The organism is Spirochaeta isovalerica (assembly GCF_014207565.1).
Lineage (GTDB): Bacteria > Spirochaetota > Spirochaetia > DSM-2461 > DSM-2461 > Spirochaeta_F > Spirochaeta_F isovalerica.
The window spans coordinates 88,096-105,401 of the sequence record NZ_JACHGJ010000009.1 but is presented as its reverse complement, the minus strand read 5'-3'; the positions used below and the strand labels follow the sequence as shown (position 1 = coordinate 105,401).

General features: G+C 44.5%; 20 protein-coding genes. 18 read left to right on the top strand and 2 right to left on the bottom strand.

From position 1 onward, the window contains the following. Positions 1–91 precede the first annotated feature (91 nt). From pheS to HNR50_RS18585, 13 genes are all read left to right on the top strand, one after another. Positions 92–1,135, top strand: coding sequence for a phenylalanine--tRNA ligase subunit alpha (pheS, locus tag HNR50_RS18640; RefSeq protein WP_184748315.1), 1,044 nt, complete (start codon positions 92–94; stop codon positions 1,133–1,135). An 11-nt stretch (positions 1,136–1,146) separates the two neighbouring features. Next, the gene (gene pheT / locus HNR50_RS18635) at positions 1,147–3,570 is read left to right on the top strand and encodes a phenylalanine--tRNA ligase subunit beta (protein ID WP_184748314.1); all 2,424 of its coding nucleotides are present in this window, start codon (positions 1,147–1,149) and stop codon (positions 3,568–3,570) included. Between the two features lie 97 nt (positions 3,571–3,667). Further along, a complete protein-coding gene (locus tag HNR50_RS18630) occupies positions 3,668–4,288 on the top strand; it encodes a hypothetical protein (RefSeq protein WP_184748313.1) in 621 nt (206 codons plus the stop codon). A 44-nt stretch (positions 4,289–4,332) separates the two neighbouring features. Continuing rightward, positions 4,333–4,914 (top strand): DUF4230 domain-containing protein, encoded by a 582-nt coding sequence (locus HNR50_RS18625; protein WP_184748312.1) that lies wholly within the window; start codon positions 4,333–4,335, stop codon positions 4,912–4,914. Then, positions 4,904–5,659 (top strand): DUF4230 domain-containing protein, encoded by a 756-nt coding sequence (locus HNR50_RS18620; RefSeq protein WP_184748311.1) that lies wholly within the window; start codon positions 4,904–4,906, stop codon positions 5,657–5,659. The genes HNR50_RS18625 and HNR50_RS18620 overlap by 11 nt, the downstream gene beginning before the upstream one ends. After that, the gene (locus HNR50_RS18615; protein WP_184748310.1) at positions 5,656–6,261 is read left to right on the top strand and encodes a hypothetical protein; all 606 of its coding nucleotides are present in this window, start codon (positions 5,656–5,658) and stop codon (positions 6,259–6,261) included. The genes HNR50_RS18620 and HNR50_RS18615 overlap by 4 nt, the downstream gene beginning before the upstream one ends. 78 nt (positions 6,262–6,339) lie before the next feature. Further along, a complete protein-coding gene (locus HNR50_RS18610; protein WP_184748309.1) occupies positions 6,340–6,663 on the top strand; it encodes an LB_289 family protein in 324 nt (107 codons plus the stop codon). A 56-nt stretch (positions 6,664–6,719) separates the two neighbouring features. Continuing rightward, positions 6,720–7,667 (top strand): class I SAM-dependent methyltransferase, encoded by a 948-nt coding sequence (locus HNR50_RS18605; protein ID WP_184748308.1) that lies wholly within the window; start codon positions 6,720–6,722, stop codon positions 7,665–7,667. 84 nt (positions 7,668–7,751) lie between these two features. Continuing rightward, complete coding sequence (locus tag HNR50_RS18600) at positions 7,752–7,988, top strand: hypothetical protein (RefSeq protein ID WP_184748307.1); 237 nt, start codon at positions 7,752–7,754, stop codon at positions 7,986–7,988. A gap of 16 nt (positions 7,989–8,004) precedes the next feature. Beyond that, a complete protein-coding gene (locus tag HNR50_RS18595) occupies positions 8,005–8,406 on the top strand; it encodes an alpha/beta hydrolase fold domain-containing protein (protein WP_184748306.1) in 402 nt (133 codons plus the stop codon). A gap of 39 nt (positions 8,407–8,445) precedes the next feature. Beyond that, entirely contained in the window at positions 8,446–8,583 is a 138-nt protein-coding gene (locus HNR50_RS22200) for an alpha/beta hydrolase family protein (protein ID WP_221439932.1), read from the top strand. Between the two features lie 102 nt (positions 8,584–8,685). Beyond that, a complete protein-coding gene (locus HNR50_RS18590; protein WP_184748305.1) occupies positions 8,686–9,123 on the top strand; it encodes a helix-turn-helix domain-containing protein in 438 nt (145 codons plus the stop codon). 52 nt (positions 9,124–9,175) lie between these two features. After that, positions 9,176–9,994: an alpha/beta fold hydrolase gene (locus HNR50_RS18585; RefSeq protein ID WP_184748304.1), complete on the top strand. Its 819-nt coding sequence runs from the start codon at positions 9,176–9,178 to the stop codon at positions 9,992–9,994. Positions 9,995–9,997: 3 nt separating this feature from the next. Here HNR50_RS18585 and HNR50_RS18580 read toward each other — a convergent pair whose 3' ends face one another. Further along, the gene (locus HNR50_RS18580; protein ID WP_184748303.1) at positions 9,998–10,981 is read right to left on the bottom strand and encodes a TlpA family protein disulfide reductase; all 984 of its coding nucleotides are present in this window, start codon (positions 10,979–10,981) and stop codon (positions 9,998–10,000) included. A gap of 322 nt (positions 10,982–11,303) precedes the next feature. On the opposite strand from HNR50_RS18580, the gene HNR50_RS18575 reads away from it, so the two are divergent. Genes HNR50_RS18575 through HNR50_RS18565 form a run of 3 tightly spaced genes read left to right on the top strand, consistent with a single transcriptional unit; the run spans position 11,304 to position 13,752 of the window. Then, a complete protein-coding gene (locus HNR50_RS18575; RefSeq protein ID WP_184748302.1) occupies positions 11,304–11,888 on the top strand; it encodes a TetR/AcrR family transcriptional regulator in 585 nt (194 codons plus the stop codon). A gap of 2 nt (positions 11,889–11,890) precedes the next feature. Beyond that, complete coding sequence (locus tag HNR50_RS18570) at positions 11,891–12,688, top strand: alpha/beta fold hydrolase (RefSeq protein ID WP_184748301.1); 798 nt, start codon at positions 11,891–11,893, stop codon at positions 12,686–12,688. Further along, positions 12,685–13,752 carry a serine hydrolase domain-containing protein gene (locus HNR50_RS18565; RefSeq protein WP_184748300.1) on the top strand — a complete coding sequence of 356 codons (1,068 nt, stop codon included), beginning with the start codon at positions 12,685–12,687 and terminating at the stop codon, positions 13,750–13,752. Before HNR50_RS18570 ends, HNR50_RS18565 begins: the two co-directional genes overlap by 4 nt. 213 nt (positions 13,753–13,965) lie before the next feature. On the opposite strand, the gene HNR50_RS18560 is transcribed toward HNR50_RS18565, so the two are convergent. Continuing rightward, on the bottom strand, positions 13,966–15,051 hold the full coding sequence (locus tag HNR50_RS18560) for an MORN repeat-containing protein (protein ID WP_184748299.1): 1,086 nt from the start codon (positions 15,049–15,051) through the stop codon (positions 13,966–13,968). A 65-nt stretch (positions 15,052–15,116) separates the two neighbouring features. Between HNR50_RS18560 and HNR50_RS18555 the strand changes: the two genes are divergently transcribed. Next, on the top strand, positions 15,117–16,043 hold the full coding sequence (locus tag HNR50_RS18555) for a hypothetical protein (RefSeq protein WP_184748298.1): 927 nt from the start codon (positions 15,117–15,119) through the stop codon (positions 16,041–16,043). 9 nt (positions 16,044–16,052) lie between these two features. Further along, positions 16,053–17,306 carry a response regulator gene (locus HNR50_RS18550; protein ID WP_184748297.1) on the top strand — a complete coding sequence of 418 codons (1,254 nt, stop codon included), beginning with the start codon at positions 16,053–16,055 and terminating at the stop codon, positions 17,304–17,306.

Sequence of the window (17,306 nt, the reverse complement as noted above, 5' to 3'; positions counted from 1 at the left end):
AGCCTGGGTTTCAAACTGTGGATTTTACCGCGGCAGTTGCTCAGACAACTAGCCGCTTTTTTTTTGAATAAATTATTTTATGGGGTTGCGTATGCTGCAGAAACTGGAAGAGCTGATCGTTGAGTTCAGATCGGCAATCGGAGAGGTGGACAAAAAAGCGTCTCTTTTCGATCTCAAGGCGGAGTATCTCGGGAAAAAAGGTAAGCTGAATCTGATTCTTAAAAGTCTGAAAGACGCTGCCCCCGAAGATCGGAAGGAACTGGGTATCCGTTCCAACAATTACAAAATCGAAATTCAGGATTCCATCGATAAAAAGCTGGCTCAGCTGGAAATTGATGAGATTAATGAAAAGCTCGAAAAAAACTGGCAGGACATCACATTGCGGGACTCGGTTCGCGATCTTGGAATGAACAGCGCCGGTTATCATCCTGTAACGATTATTCAGAGGGAAATTGAAGATATCTTCCTGTCCATGGGATTCGATATTCTTGACGGACCCCATATAGAGGATGAATTTCACAACTTCGAGGCTCTCAATATTCCGGCGACTCATCCCGCCCGAGATATGCAGGACACCTTCTGGTTTAAGGATATGGAACATCTGCTCAGGACTCATACGTCGACGATTCAGGTCCGTGGAATGGAAGCTCACAAGCCTCCCTTTAAATTTGTCGGTCCCGGTAAAGTTTTCCGGAGCGAGGCTCTCGACGCGTCTCATGAAGCGGTTTTCCATCAGCTCGAAGGAATGATGGTAGGAGAAAATATCTCCGTTTCCAATCTCATCTTCTTTATGAAGACCCTTCTCAGCGAGATTTTTAAAAAAGATGTCAATGTCCGTCTCAGACCGGGATTTTTTCCTTTTGTCGAGCCGGGATTCGAGCTCGATATCGAGTGCCTTATCTGCGGAGGAAAAGGCTGTTCCGTCTGTAAGCAGACGGGATGGGTGGAACTGCTCCCCTGCGGAATGACTCACCCCAATGTTCTGAAAGCCGGCGGCGTCGACACGGATAAATACAACGGGTTCGCCTTCGGACTGGGGCTGGACAGGCTGGTTATGATGCGCTACGGAATTGATGATATCCGTCATCTCCACAGCGGAAATCTGGCTTTCGCCTCTCAGTTCAAAGCGTATTAAGGAAAATTAAGATGATTATATCAATAGACTGGATCAAAGATTTTGTTAACATCCCCGATATGTCGCCCGATGAGCTGGCTGTCAAATTCACTCTGGCCACCTGTGAGGTGGAAGAGGTTCTGATGACAGGAGAGCTTCTGAATAATGTAACAGTAGCTGAGATTACCGAAGTGAATCCCCATCCCGATTCGGAACATCTCCATCTGGTGAAATTCGAAACCGGAAAGGGGATTCGAGAAGTCGTCTGCGGGGCTCCCAATGTCGCTCCCGGAAAAAAGGTGCCTTTCGCTCCCATCGGCACGACATTTCCCGGAGGATTTACTCTCACTCCAAAAAAAATACGTGGCGTTATGTCCGAAGGGATGCTTTGCAGCGAAACGGAACTCTCCATCGGCAGCGATGACAGCGGCCTGGCCGAACTGCCTGAAGATGCCGTTATCGGCGAGACTATGCTCGATCATCTGGGCAGAAGAAGAGATATCCTGCTGGATATAGATAATAAATCCCTGACTCATCGCCCCGATCTGTGGGGCCACTATGGTATGGCCCGGGAGTTCGCCGCTGTTTTCGGTCAGGATTTGAAAAAGCCTTACGGCGAAGCCTGGGAAAAAGAGCTTACCTCCAAATTCACTGAAGAGAATTCTCCTGTAACCATTGAAGTCGATGCCGATTCAGCCTGTCTGGGATTTTCGGGAATCGCTGTTGACGGCGTCACTGTTCAGGACAGTCCACGGTGGATGAAGGACAGACTGGAAGCCTGCGGACTCAGAGCTATCAATAACATAGTGGATATTTCAAACTACGTTATGCTTGAACTGGGGCACCCCCTTCATATGTTCGACCGCGATACGATCAAGGGCGGAAAGATTATTGTCCGCCGCGCCGGCGATAGAGATAAGACATTTACGACACTCGATGAAGTTGAAAGAGAGTTGAATCCTGCGGACACTCTGGTTTGCGACACCGAAGGTCCCTCCAGTATCGCCGGAATTATGGGCGGTCTGGACAGCGGGGTCAAAGAGACGACCAGCCGCATCTTCATTGAAGTGGCCAACTGGGTGGATTCGGAAGTCCGGATGACTTCTTCCCGTCTGGGACTCAGAACCGATGCTTCCCAGCGCTATGAGAAATGCCTCGATACCCGTCAGGTGAAACAGACGCTTCTCAGGACCCTGGATCTGGTTCTCCAGCTGTGCCCCGAAGCAAAAGTCGTCGGCGGAATCGTTTCCGATGGAAATAAAGAGGAAAAGGCTCCTCTCGTTCTTGAAATGACTCCTGAGCACATCTGCCGCGTACTCGGGAAAGAACTGGAGACCGGTAAAATCGTTTTGATACTCGAATCACTTGATTTTTCCGTCGAAATGAAAGGCGAATTGCTTTCCATAACCGTTCCTTCCTACAGAGCGACTAAAGACATCGAATGCGATGCCGATATCATCGAAGAGGTGGGGCGTATTATCGGATATGACAATATCGTTCCCGTATCGCCTCTCAATACGATCAGCGCCGTCCGCCTTTCCAATGCCAAGAAGATGGCGCGGAACATTCAGGATTTTCTCGTTCTCCGGGCCCGTGCCCATGAGGTCCTGACTTATCCCATGGTCGGAGCGAAGCTGCTGGAGAAATCCTCCTGGCATCAGATGAATGAAGAGCTGATTCTGGCAAACGCCATGTCTCCCGAATCGGATAGAATGAGGCCGTCTCTCGTTCCTTCGCTTCTCCAGGCAGCGGCGCTCAATCAGAAAACGAACAGTTCCTTCCGGCTTTTTGAAATCGGACGGTCCTATCTCCCCGACGAGAAGAAATTTTCGACTGAGAGAAATCAGGTCGGTCTGGTCTGGTTTTCCAAAAAAGAATCGCCATTTATGGATCTCCTCAACAACCTTGAGGATATGTTCGCTTTTCTCAATCTTAAAGTGAAGATGAGCCGGCCTGATTACAGGGCGGTCAATCCCTATGTCGATCCCGAATGGAAAGGTCTTCATCCCAATGAAACTCTCAATTTTCAGGTTATGGGGAAGGTTTCCGGTTTTATCACTTCGGTACACCCTGTTGTCTGCCGCGATTTTAAAATCAAAGGGAATCTTGTTATCGCCGTACTCGATCTGGCTGATTTTGAAGAAAAGCAGATAAAGGATAAGACCGGATACAAGCCCCTTTCCCGTTTCCCCTCCTCCATATTCGATTGTACTGTCGTGGCCGATGAGAAGGAACCGGTCGCTTCCATCGTTTCGGTTCTCAACAAGCTCAAGCTGAAAGAGCTCGACAGTGTGCGGGTGGTCGATATATACAAAATGGACAACGGCACCAAAGCGGTTACCATCAGAACGACTTTCACCGACAGGGAAAAGACTTTAAGCGGCGAATTTATTTCTTCTGCGGAACAGAGTGTAATGGAAACTCTCGAAAAAGGCGGTTTCCCGCTCAAACAGTGATTATTAGGCGGAATGGTGCATATGCACCATTCCGCTCTTCACAAAAGATGAACTGTATTCTATAATACGATAAAAAAATATAGAAAGGGTTTGTTCCATGGTATTAATGAAAAAGTTTTTCAAATCAAAAGATGATGATTATGAAAATATGTCCGTAGTGACCGGTTCGATGAGGCTTGTTCTCAAAGGGCTGAGCAAAGGAATGATCCCCCATGAAAATTATACGGAAGACCAGATTCTCGACTTCTGCCGTTCCCTGATTGAAAACCAGGCTCCTGATGGAAGCTGGCCGGTTTATAAAGATAAATATGCCGAATCTATTTCCGAAGAAGATAAAATTGATTTCCTCTATTTTCCCACGCAGATTGCCTGTGCTGTCCTCTCCTATGTGAAGCAGAATTTTTCATCCTCATCAAAACTGGGAAATCTCGATGAAGCCCTGTCGGCGGGATTGAGATTTTCCGTATCCCGCAACCTGGAAGGTTACGGATTCAACAGCCCGTTCCAGAAGATTGAATCGCTTCATATCTTTATCGAAGGCTCTGTTATCGAGCTCCTTAATAGCGATCCGCGAATCTGCCCCTCCTGTTACAACCGTCTGATCGAAATCAAGGAAGACCTTATTGAAACTCTTGAGAAAGGCGAGACCGCCATGGAGTACGGCGGAGATTACAGAGAGCAGTACGAACTGGTGCTCAAGGGCCTGGAAAATATCTGATAAGTATCGTTTAATTTTTTAAAAAAATACGGCATAATAATATTATGCGTAAAAAGGAAACGTCTCCCTTTTATTATTTCCTTCTCTTTTCCCTGCCTGTCATCGCTCTGGTTATTCTTTTGACATTGGAATTCCGGGACAGGAGAATAGAAGAAGCGGGAAACCAGATTCGCAATCTGAAAGAACTTGTAACAGCCCGGCAGATTTACAGAAATGTGATTTATACGGAAGTGAAAGAGAACCTTATTGTTGATAAGCGATCGCTTTTTACCATTAATTACGTTGTAACGGCCGGGGTGGATCTTTCCAGCGGCTTTTCCCTTAAAACCGATGACAATCGTATTGTTGTCACCTACCCCTATCCGCGGATATTCAGTATCGACGCCGATGAGAGTTCCATAGATGAGTATTTTGCTCTTGAACGGTTCGGCAGGATCAAACAGAGTGATTACCTCGATACGGTATTCGACGAAAAGGAACGAATCCGCCGCGAAGCTGTTGAGTCGGAACTGCTCGAAAGGGCCGATAGAAATCTTCAAAGCCTGATTTCCGGAATTCTGAGAGATCGCGGTATCAGTGATATACGTTTCGAACCTTCGGGAAAAGGGGGCGGCGGTGAAGTTTAAAGCTATTGTCCTACCCGTTCTATTTACGTTGATTCTCGCAGCCGTCACTTTTCTTCTCACCGATAGATTTGTCGTCGGTGTATCGCTGCCCCGCTTTTCTCTATTCAGCCGGAAGAGTGAATCTGCCTACACTGTCGCTGAAGAAATAGGCGATCTATACATTCTCAACACGACGGAATACAGGCTCAAGCTCATATTTCCCTATGATTTTGTCGATCGGGACTTAAGCTGGTGGGCCGTGAAAGAAATGTACGAGCGGGGGATTGAAGGTGATGAGAACCAGGAGGAGCTGAAGAGAATTTACAAGGCTTGTCTGGACGGGGGATTTGATCCCGCAATCGATGTTTATGAATTTATTATTCTCAATGCTGTTGTCAAAGCCGGGATAAATATTTCAGGAACGGTTTTCGAAAATCCCTCTCTTTATCCGGAAGAATCCCTATCCTCTTATATGAAAGTCGCAGGAGAAGGGGAAAAGAGAGTTGTTGACATTCATCTTCCCGCGGCAGAGATAACCGATTTGTATATTGATGACCGGAAACCCTCATCGGACAGTTTTCCCGATGCCAGGATAACGCCGGCCCGCTGGAGAGATCTTGTGGATTTTCTTCAGCCGAGAATCAGAGATAAAGTCATCGAACTTGGTATTCTTGATGACGCCGATAAAAATAACCGGGAGCTTATCAGCAAGATACTCAAGGACAGCGGATTCTCCGAGGTGAATTTCAGGGAGAGGAAATTATGAGAAAAAGCCTGATAGCTCTTATGATTTTGATTCTTAACTTTTCCGCATCGGCTCTGGCTCCCGATCCCGAGCCCGTGGTCAGCATTTATGATGAATTTGACGATGGTCTTTTCGGGAAGAGCCGTCACCGGGGTGTCATTGTTTCAGTAAAGAAAGCTGCTTTCGCCCGATCTGAAACTCTGGATATCAGGGAAGACGGGGAACAGGGTTACCTTACGGCTGTTGTTATGGGCCGTGAGACTGCAGAAAAGCTTCTCGAGGGCGCATACGGCCTTCCCTATAAAGATATGGATTCCTTCCGTGTTTTCACATACCGGTCTGATGGGCTCGATATCTCTTTTTCCGTAGAACAGCCTGGTCCGTCCATGATCCGCATGGTCAGCGACTTTTATCGCGATGATGAGAAATGGCATGACCCTCTTGTCGGGCACTACAAGGAAAATTATGTCATTCGGATCCACAGAGCGGAGAATGTATTCGACAGCTGGAATGATGAAATTACCTATAATGAGGCTATGGTAGCCGCCACGCTGCTGGGCGACAGAAATCAGTGGCTCTGGGGAATACACGACGGCGAAGACATACTGAATTCCGGTTATTGAGAAGGGTCTGTCCCGCATATTGAATAAGTGTTCTTATCTGCGTTATATTGTGGTCGGAAAATTCCTGAGGAAAACAAAATGAAAAGTACAGACATTGAAAGAAGAAACAGAGACCTGAAAAGAGCCCAGAAAAAACAGGAAATGCTCGATCGCAAAACTTCCCGAGAACAGAGAAGCGTGGGCGATTTTATCAATGCATTTGTAGAACTCTTTTTCTATGACGGAGAGAGAATCTATAACCTCGATATGAGCGATGACATTCTGTTCCTGCTTGAAGAGATGAAAGATGAGCAGCCGGAGAAACAGTGGGACAATATCTTGACGAAAGCCGTTAAGAAGACGAAAGTCAAAGAAAAAGATGACGCCATAGCCAAGCTCAAGGAAATCGGTGAGATTGAATAATCACAAAAGGCTGTCTTAAAAGGCAGCCTTTTTTCTGCCCTGCCGGGAGGAGATGTATGACTGAAGAAAAATTGAAGAAATTTGCAAAACACCTGAAAAAGAAACACAACGATTTGAGAATCTGGGCTCAGACTCTCGGCATAGAAGCCTATCGCATCTATAACCGCGATATTGGCGATATCCCGCTGGCTATAGATTTTTACGGAAAATATCTCCATGTGACGCTTTTCGAATCGAATAATAAAGACACGTTCTCTCCCGAGGAGATGGACCTGCTTGTGGAAACGGCAGGAAAAAATCTCTATGTTCCCGAAGAACGGATCCTGGTCAAAACCAGAGAGCTTCTTACCGGTGGAAAGCAGTATGAGAAATACAAAGCGGAAAATATAACAGATAATATCCGAGAATACGGATTGACGTTCAAAGTCAACCTTTCTGATTATATAGATACGGGACTGTTTCTGGATCACCGGGACACGAGACAGCTCGTCAGGGAGAATGCTTCGGGAAGACGAGTTCTCAACCTTTTCGCCTATACAGGTTCCTTTTCTGTTTACGCAGCCGCGGGCGGGGCGGCATCGACCACCTCAGTCGATCTGTCAAATGTCTATCTCAACTGGGCCAGAGAGAATATGGCGCTTAACAACTTTACAGCTGCGTCACATAAATATGAGAACAGCGATGTATTTACTTTTCTCGAAGAAGCGAGAAAGAAAAAGGAGAGTTGGGATCTCATCATTCTCGATCCCCCTACTTTTTCCAACAGCCGGAAAATGAAGAAGGTTCTGGATATTCAAAAAGACCATTTAGCAATGATCAACAGCTGTCTCTCTCTGCTGTCTAAAAACGGAATTCTTATTTTTTCCACCAACTATACAAAATTCCGGATCGACCCCGCTGTCAGAGAAAACGGTTTTGTACATAATGTCAGCGAAGAGACCATACCGGAAGATTTCAAAGGAAGTAAGATCCACAAATGCTGGATTATTGAGAAAAGGAAATAACCGTTATATTCCATTCCGGAAAAAAGACATGATCCCTATTTAACGGAACTTTTCTTCAAAGGCGTAAGCGCTTAGGAGGGAAATATGCAAAGTATAAGAATCCGTTTCAATATCGGATTGATTAGAAACAGACACTTTTTTTTGCTGAAATTCAAAAGACCGGTAATCGACCATACTTTTTCGGTTGATGAATTCAGGGCGAGGACAGAAAAAGCCTCCGGAATTCTCAATAAAAGATTTCCCGAAGCGAACAGGACCACTGTCGATATCAACGGAATCTATGGAGAATGGATCGATATTGAGGGGACTTCTGAAAACTAAATCATTCTCTATATTCATGGCGGAGGTTTTATCTCCGGAACACCCCTTTCCGGCTGCTCTGGAGGACTGTATCCATACCTATAAATGGCTGTTGGAACATGGATATAAAGCGGAGAATATTATAATCGCCGGGGAATCCGCCGGAGGAACCTTAACACTCTCCACATTAAAATCGATCAGGGAAAATGGACTCCCGCAGCCAGCCGGAGCTGTGGCCATATCGCCTGTAACCGACCTTTCCTGCTCTGCTGATTCATTCAGAAGAAACGCGAAAAAGGATATTGCCCCTCCCGGTTCCATGAATATCTGGACCGGCTTTTATATCCGAAAGAATGATGTTTCCGATCCAATTCTCTCCCCGGCATTTGGAGATCACAAAAATCTCGCAGGAACTTTGTTAATTGCCGGAACTTCATAGATTCATCTCGATGATGTTATCGATTATTCTAAAAGAGTTATGGAAGCCGGCTCTGAAGTAAAGCTATTGATTTATGACAAAATGGTTCACGCTTTCCCGATTATGGCGCCCTTATTCCCGGAAGCTCAAAAGGCAATGAGCGATATCGCCGAGTTTATTACAGCATCCCTCGGATAATTATTCTCTTTTTTAAAGAATATCGATTGACATGTTTCTTAAAATTCCTTATTAATTCTTAATGATTCTTTTAGATACTTGATATCTGTTGGAGATTCTTTAATGAAAGAGACCTGGTATACCGTCTCACAGGCGGCAGAGTTATTACAGCTTCATGAAAAAACGGTCCAGCGCTTTATTCGGGAAGGTAAGCTGACGGCAGCAAAAGTGGGAAGAAGCTATCGGATCAGCGGCCATGAGTTAAGTGTGTTTACGGGAGATGTTGTCGATGAAACACCTCAATACACTCCTCCCGGAGCTGAGCTGAAAGAAAAACCTCAGGCTTCTGCTGTTGTCGATTGTTTTGTGGGAGGAAAAGATCAGGCTATGAGAATATCCAATACAATCAATGCTGTAATGAATTCAAAACTTCCCGAAGACGGAAAGGGGAGATTTGATTTCATTTATTATGAAGAGGAACAGAAAGGGAAAATCATTCTATACGGATCGCCTCTTCTGGTAAGCCGATTGCTCCAGATCGTTTCACAGCTGTTGGATTAGGGAGTCATTATGTCTGACAAGGAAACGCAATTCGAATAAGGAGGAGTGCGATATGAGCAGAGCTGTATTTAAAACAGAAGAGGGTAAGGATCAAATTCTCCGGTTCTACGATGGAATGCTGAAGAAGTATCCCATCGCAAATCAATCTCATATCGATACAGAACAGGGCCGGACATTTGTATTGTCGGCGGGAGAGCCGGAAAATCCTCCCCTCGTACTGATCCACGGTTCCGGATCCAACTCTCTTGCATGGATGGGTGAAATAGAAAAACTCAGTCAGACCCATCGTGTCCATTGTATCGATATTCCCGGAGAGCCGGGAAAGAGTGAATCTGTGCGTTTTGACAGCACAAGAGAAGCATTCAGTCTGTGGATAGATGATATTGTTAAAGGGCTGAAATTGAAAAAGCCCCTTATCGGAGGCTTATCGCTCGGGGGATGGGCTGCAATAGCTTATGCCATATCGCATCCGGATAAAGTATCCGGTGTTATAGCTCTGGCTCCTACGGGAATTGTCAAACCGAAGACCGGATTCCTGATCAGAACCATCTTTTATTCCATGCGGGGGGAGAAGGGGATAAGAAAATTACTGTCAATTATGTTTGATGGTGAGCCTGTACCGGAGGAGGTCGTTGAATTTCAGCTCCTTGCAACCAGACATTTTCATTTCAGGATGGATACGCCCTCTCTCTTTACCGATCGGGAACTGCAAAATCTTAAGGTTCCCTTAACCTATGTCTGCGGTAAAGAGGATTATGTCTTTGATGGGTCGAAAGCAGTCCGGAGATTAAATAAGATTAACCCGGCGATCAGGACCGCGCTGACGGACAAGGGACATGCTCTGACCGATATAAGAGAATTTCTGCTGTAACGGTCAATTTCTTCCAAGGAGCTGCGGTATGTAGCTGTCCAGTTTGCCTCTGGCCTGAGTTGAGATTACGACACCGTCCTTATCGAGAATAAAAACCTGCGGGATGCCGGTTATGTTCCACTCTTTATGAATTCCTGTATTAGTCTCCTCTCTATGCTGAAGCCATGTTATGCCCTTATCTTTGCAGAAATCGATGACTGCGCTGTCGCTTTTGTCCAGACTGATCCCGATAAATTCCACACCCTGTGATTTGTACTGATCGTATAAGTCTATCAGATGGGGAATCTCCTCTCTGCAGGGAGAGCACCATGTGGCCCAGAAATCTATGACGATGACCTTCCCTTGAAGATCCTCCAGGGTAATAGGATCACCGGAGAGCAGATCTGTAAATTCCAGATAGATTGTAATGCGATTGTCTTTAAGAACAGTTTCTATCTGTTTGGAAATAAAGTTTTTCGTAATCTCCGGGATTCCCCATCTCTTCTGATAACCGGGATAATCCGAAAGAAAGCGATGCAGTGTCCAATCATGTGTGCTGCCGTCGGGGCTGGTGAATGAATAACATTCAACATTCATCCTGCCGTTATCGTCAATGGATTTGCTCCAACCGAATCCAAGGGGGGTGATGCATATTTTTCCCTCTTCGACCCGGAATGGGGAGATATCCCGGTTAAATGATTCAATGGTATGCACTGTTTTCTCAGTTCGTTCTGAAATTCCGGAAATAAAATAATCTCCCGGTTCCAGGAAATCGATCATCAGATAATCCTCATTATCAAGAAAACTTATGCTGCAAACCATATCTCCGGTTTGAATATGACTGATATCGATAAAGTATCTTTTGTCGGAATCAAAGTCATCCTTGATTTCATGGCTCAAAGGGATCAGTGTCAATGTGTTTTCGCCGGAATCCGATTCTCCCCGGGCAATTAACGGGGCGGTAAAACATATTATCAGAAATAGTGGAATACAGTTTTTCAGTCTCATGTTTTATCCTTTAATAATAAACAGATTAGTGAAATTTAAAAGTAAACATGTAAAAAGTCAACTAATTCCCTGAGGGCTCTTATCCGGAGGATGCGACCGGACTCCGATCTGTGGAAACCGCTATTTCAAATTCTTCTCCCGCTCCCTCCCGGGCAGCGACCTCACCACCAGCTCATAGGAATGCTCCACCATCTTCACGATTTCTTCCTCAGGCAGCGCCCCTGGACGTTCACCGTAATCCATTTCTAAAACATTGCGAGTTGACAGAATGATTATTATCAATTACGATTCGTGGTGACCACATGGTCATCTTGGAGGGGCAATGAATTCGACATTTTTAAATCTACCCGATGAAAAGCAAAAAAGGGTGATAGAAGCCTCTATTGTTGAATTTACAGAATGGGGTTACAGGGATGCATCAACTAACAGGATTGTACGTAATCTGAAAATTGCCAAAGGCAGTCTTTTTAAGTACTTCGGAGGTAAAAATGACCTATATTACTTTCTTATCAAACTTTCGACAGATGAACTCTTATCATTCATCGAATCAGAAAAGAAACAGGAGTATGATAACTGGGTAGAAGCCGTAGAAGCATATGCTTCCATCGAATTTGATTTTCTCATATTACACCCCCTCTACTATCATTTTCTAAAAAGAATAGCAGATGAAATCAATCTGGATGAACTCATACCAATAAAAGACCATTTAACAGCTAAATCTCAAAAAATATTCCACAGCATACTGGCGCCATATTATCTGTCCGAATTGAAACAGAAACATATCGCGTATCTGATCCAGGGCTACAATAGGGATTTTTTACTGGAAAACAAATGCAATTACAATTCAGAGCTAAAAGAAAAATATATGGGTAATCTGAGAGCTCATCTCAACCTAATTGGAGACTAATCATGAAAATAGATCTAATAGAAATGAACGGTTTGAAAATCGAATACTGCCAAAGTGGAGATTCATCCCGGCAAAGCATAGTATTTGCTCACGGTTTGGGTAGCAGCTTGCATCAATGGAAAAAACAGATAGAGTATTTTTCTCAAAGCTTCAGAGTTATAGCCTTTTCTCTTCAAGGACACGGAGCCTCTTCTCAGCCGGTTCAACCTGAAGTCTATTCTATAGAAAGTTATGGTAAAACAGTTCAGATATTACTTGAAAACCTAAAGGTTGAGTCCTGTATATGGGTGGGAAACTCCATGGGCGGGGTTTTGGGATATTACTTAAGAAGAATGAAACCGGATCTTATAAGAAAACTTATAACAAACGGAACAACACCGAAGCTAATAATGCCTCCTTTACTAGTTAATATTGTAGTATTAATGGATAAGCTAATGATCAGGCTATTGAAATTTAAGGGATATATCCGATTTGCAGCAAATCATACATCGCGGATTGATCGTGTCAAAGAGGACATATTCAGCATTATGTCGCAAAGCTGTCCACAGGCTGTAATAGCATCACATAAAATTCTGGGGAATTATGATTTTCTGGACAGTATCCCGGAAAACCCCTTTCCAATACATATAATCGAAGGGGAATACGACAAAGATATAAATATTTATCTGGATAAATACAGAGAGATAATGAAACAATCCAGGATTGTCACATTTCATAAAATAGCAAATGCCGGGCATATGGCCAATATGGACCAACCGGAAAAATACAACCGTATTCTGGAAGAAATACTTAAGAAATGATGCAAAATATCTATATTTTAATACTCGTTTCGGCATTGGCCCTATCTGGTTGTGCCACTTTAGACCTGTCACTGCAGGAGAATGAAAAAGATGTCTTATCACAATCTAATATAGACAGCACTCTTATTGATGAAGCACTCGATCTTATGGGAAATTCAAAAATCAACAGCATGATAATTTCCTGTGATGATGAGATCTTAATCGAACGTTATAACAACGGATTCGATGGCGATGACAAACAGGATTTGAGGTCAGCCACCAAATCTGTCACAAGCCTTCTTGTGGGTATAGCAATAGACAGGGGATTTATTGATAGTGTTAACAAGAGCATAATGGATTATTTTCCGGAATACAGCTCCAGGAAAGAGGTTTTTGCTCCTATTACAATCGGTCATCTTCTGACAATGACTTCGGGGTTGAATTCCGATGATTGGGACAGCAGTTCCCCCGGAAATGAGGAAAAAATGTACAGGAAGAAGAGCTGGGTCGATTTCTACTTCTCTCTCGATCGAGAAAGTGAAGCTGGTGAAGTCTTTAAGTACTCTACAGCGGGTGTGGTTCTTCTCGGAGAAATAATTAGACGATCAACAGGTCTGGACTATAGGGATTTTGCCGATAAATACCTCTTTACTCCTTTGGGGATTGAAGACTATCTCTTTGAAACGACCAGGGCCGGAGAAAGTGATGCGGGAGGTCACTTGAGATTGACACCTTCTGATTTTCATAAAATAGCCCAAATTTATCTCCATAAAGGTTTCTACAAAAACAAACCTATTGTCTCGGAACAGTGGATTGAGGAATCGCTGACACCGAGAATTCAAATTATCCGTGAACGAGGCGAAGAATTCCTTTATGAAGGTTACCTCTTGTGGCTTGAACCCGTTGTCGATGGAAAAGTCAGATCCTACCAGGCACGGGGGAATGGTGGTCAATATCTCATTGTTATCCCCGAATTAGATCTCATCTGTTCTTTTACCGGTTCAGCCTATAACAGTAGCGAACAGATGCTTCCCTTCTATCTTGTAAAAAAATTCATTATCCCCGCGATAAAAAAAGATGATTAATTCATCTCCTGCGCAAATCTATTAAAATTCATGATCTAGATCACAACTTCAGGAATGCTCCACCATCTTCACGATTTCTTCATCGGCCAGCGCCCCCTGGACATTCTCTGTATTCCAATGCTTTTTATTCATATGATATCCGGGGGGTGACATCTTCGTAGGCATTTCTGAGGTCATAGGCCAGAAAGCAGGCTTTCACTTCCTCTCTTGTCATTACTCCTCCTCTATAATCCCCTGATTGGTCCGCCGGTTGTTTTCAAAGAGCCCGTAAAAGGTTTTTCCGCCGGACCAGCGCAGTCTGCCGACTCCTTCCATCTGCCCCTCTGTAAACATTCCGCTGTATATATCGCCGTTCGGCCATGTCAGAATTCCCTGTCCGTCCATTCTGTTGTTGCGGAACTCTCCTTTATACGAGCTTCCGTCCGGCCACTGTATATACCCTTTCCCCTCCATCTTCCCCTCGCGGATTTCTCCGCGGTATATACTGCCGTCGCTGAAAGTCAGGGCCTGGCTGGTCTCGCTGAGAACCCTTGTCTCCTCTTTGTGGACAGGTTTGATTTCGGGATATGAATCGGAATAGGCTATGGAGCGGTAAACCACTTCCACAGGAATTTCGGTTTCGGTCTCCATGGCGCTGTAACGGATTCTCTTGAGCCAGTTTCCGTCGTGAAAACAACTGTACTCGAAGCGGTCTCTTTTCAGGAGCAGGCCTTCTCTTCCCCAAATCGTCCAGCGGGAAAGGCGATCCTCCTCCCATTCCATAAGCTCTTTGCGAAGCGTTGATCCCTCTTTGCTGAATGTCTCTATGCGGATCGGACGGCCATGGCGGTCTCTCTTGTACTCTATGGCGAGCTCCGGCTCTTTCCCGTAGTATCTGTATTCGCGGAAAACCTGGCCGTTCCTGTATTCATACCGGATATGTCTGGTAGAAGTGCTTTCCGATACAAGGCGGTTTTCCCCGTCATAGCGGTATGCTTTTTTTTCCCTCACAGAACCATCGGGAAAAGATTTTTCCTGTTCTTGAAGTGTTCCCTTCCTGTATGACATCCTGGTCTCTTCAAGAAGCGTTCCGCTTTTATCTTTTTTTCTTATCAGGTAGAGGTTCCCCTCATCGTCATATTGGTATTCTATGGATGAGTTTTCTCTCAATTCCGAAACAGGTTTGCCTCTGTTGTCGAATATAATACGTGTCAGGTTGTTTTTATCCCTTTCCCTGAACTTGCCATTGCGGTTTTCCACAAGAGCTCTTTCCACAATAATGAGTTTTACCGGTCCGGAAAAATCGAGATAATCGTCCATCAGACTGATTATGAACCGGAAAAAAGAGTAATGCAATGTCTCAATATTTTTCCTATAATAATTATATGCGGCAACCAACTGTTATTGTTCCCTACGGAGGACCCGATTCATCAGGCAGAGTCGATGACATTTTCCTGTATCTCAGACCCGAGTCTAACGGCGTCCTTGTCGAAAGTACGCTTATGACAGTTCTCCGCGGGCAGAAACAATACCGGGATAATGCGGAATTGGTTTATCTGGCCAACCTCCCGGGAGATTTCATTATGGATAACCATGTAATCGAAGAGCATTATTCGATTAATTACAAATTTGCCGCAGGCGGCAGAAAGTGTTTTACTCCCATGATGAAAAAGCGCTTTGAAGAGCATTACGGGGTCCTCTTTGACGATTGTGATGTCGTCGGCTCTTTCGATGCTCTGGATCTGCTGTCTCTTTCAGAAGAGGAGTTGTTCTCTATCTGGGTACCTTTTGAAGATATTTTATTTGTTAATGGTCAAAGTGTAAAAAAATATAAAGACCTTTATATCATCAACTACGATATACCGGCGCTTCTTCATAAAAACAACTATGCTACTGATATTGCCGTTATGGTTCTCCGGTCCTCATTGAGCCTTAAGGATTTTCACAGAATGATAGTCAGTATGGAAGAGGCTCTGGTAAGCCGGGGCATTATGGATAACAGTAAACCGCCGAGCCGTTACTTTCACTTCTCGAAAAGCCCTTTTGAGCAGATCCTCGATGGAATGGGATATCTATATACGCCGGAGGGAGACCATCTTCCCCTGGAAAATATCTCATTTACCGTAAGTCTTCTGGAAAATGGTTTCTCCATGGATGAAATACAGGGGATAATGAAATATCCTATTATGGGTTTTGAAGAAAAAGGGAACCTGATCGAAGATAATGTGTTTATTCGAACCAGAAATAAGACCTTTTCTGAAGCATTGCAGATACTTGTTTCAGCCAAATGGCAAATATATATAGATTATTAGAGAGATAAAATGAAAAAAATACTGGTTATTGATGATTCATCGCTTTTCAGAACATTTATGAAAACCCAGCTCGAGGAGTATGGTTTCGAGGTAATAGAAGGAATCAACGGTTTGGACGGGCTGACAAAAATGAGAAACCAGCTGCCCGATCTCATTATCATGGAATACTATCTCTCCCGGAAGGGGGCCCTTGAGCTTCTCAAGGCGAAGAAAATGAATCCCAATACGAAAGGGATTCCCGTCGTTATCGCCTGTAACGATATAAATCGGGAAAAAATCGTCAGCGTGGCCAATTACAATGTGAAAAAGTTTCTGGCCAAACCGATAAAAATCGACCTTCTCCTGCAAACCGTTTCGGAAACTCTCAATGTGAAAATAGCTGTTGATGACACGCCCTGTTCACTCGACGCCCATTTGAATGATAAAATTCTCTTTATAGAAATTGCCAAAGGCTTTAACCGGGAAAAAATCAGCCTGCTCAAGTATAAAATCGCTGAGCTTCTGAAGCTTCATAAAATCGCTTCGCCGCGAATTCTCATACTTTTGACCGATATCACCTACAGGGACGAAGACCAATCCAAACTGGAAACTCTTCTTCAAAGCATATCCGAAACGGTCACGTCTCATGATAACATTAAGATTCTTACAGTTTCCGAAAAGATCCGCGAAGTTCTCTCGGGAAATCTCTATTACCGCGATATCGAAGTCGTGAAATCTCTGGAGAAAGCCATTGACGGCCTTCTCGGTAAGCGCGGTCTTGAAGAGATGACAGCCGAGAAGAGCAATGTCCACGAGTCGCTTCTCTCATCGGCCGTGGATGATAATGCCAATTCAACGGTTCATCTCAATTTTCAGGATGAATCCCGCCTGGGCGGAGATTTCGCCAGCGGCGAAAAGAAATACAGGATTGCCGCGGTTGATGATGATATTATCGTTCAGGCGCTCATCCGAAAAACATTTGACGGGTATGATTGGCCGGTTACGACATTCGGTGACGGTAGAGATTTTCTCAAAGACTTTCATGCCGATGACTTTGATCTCATTTTCCTCGATCTGATGATGCCCGATGTCAATGGATTTGCTGTACTGAAGTTTTTAAAAGAGAATGATGTGGAGATTCCCGTTATCGTTCTCTCGGCGCTTTCGAGGAAAGAAAGCGTAATGAAAGCTCTGGACTTCGGAATCAAGAGCTATATGATCAAGCCTCTCAAACCGGAGGGGCTTATCGCCAAAACAAAAGAGATTCTGACAGCTATGTTCTGA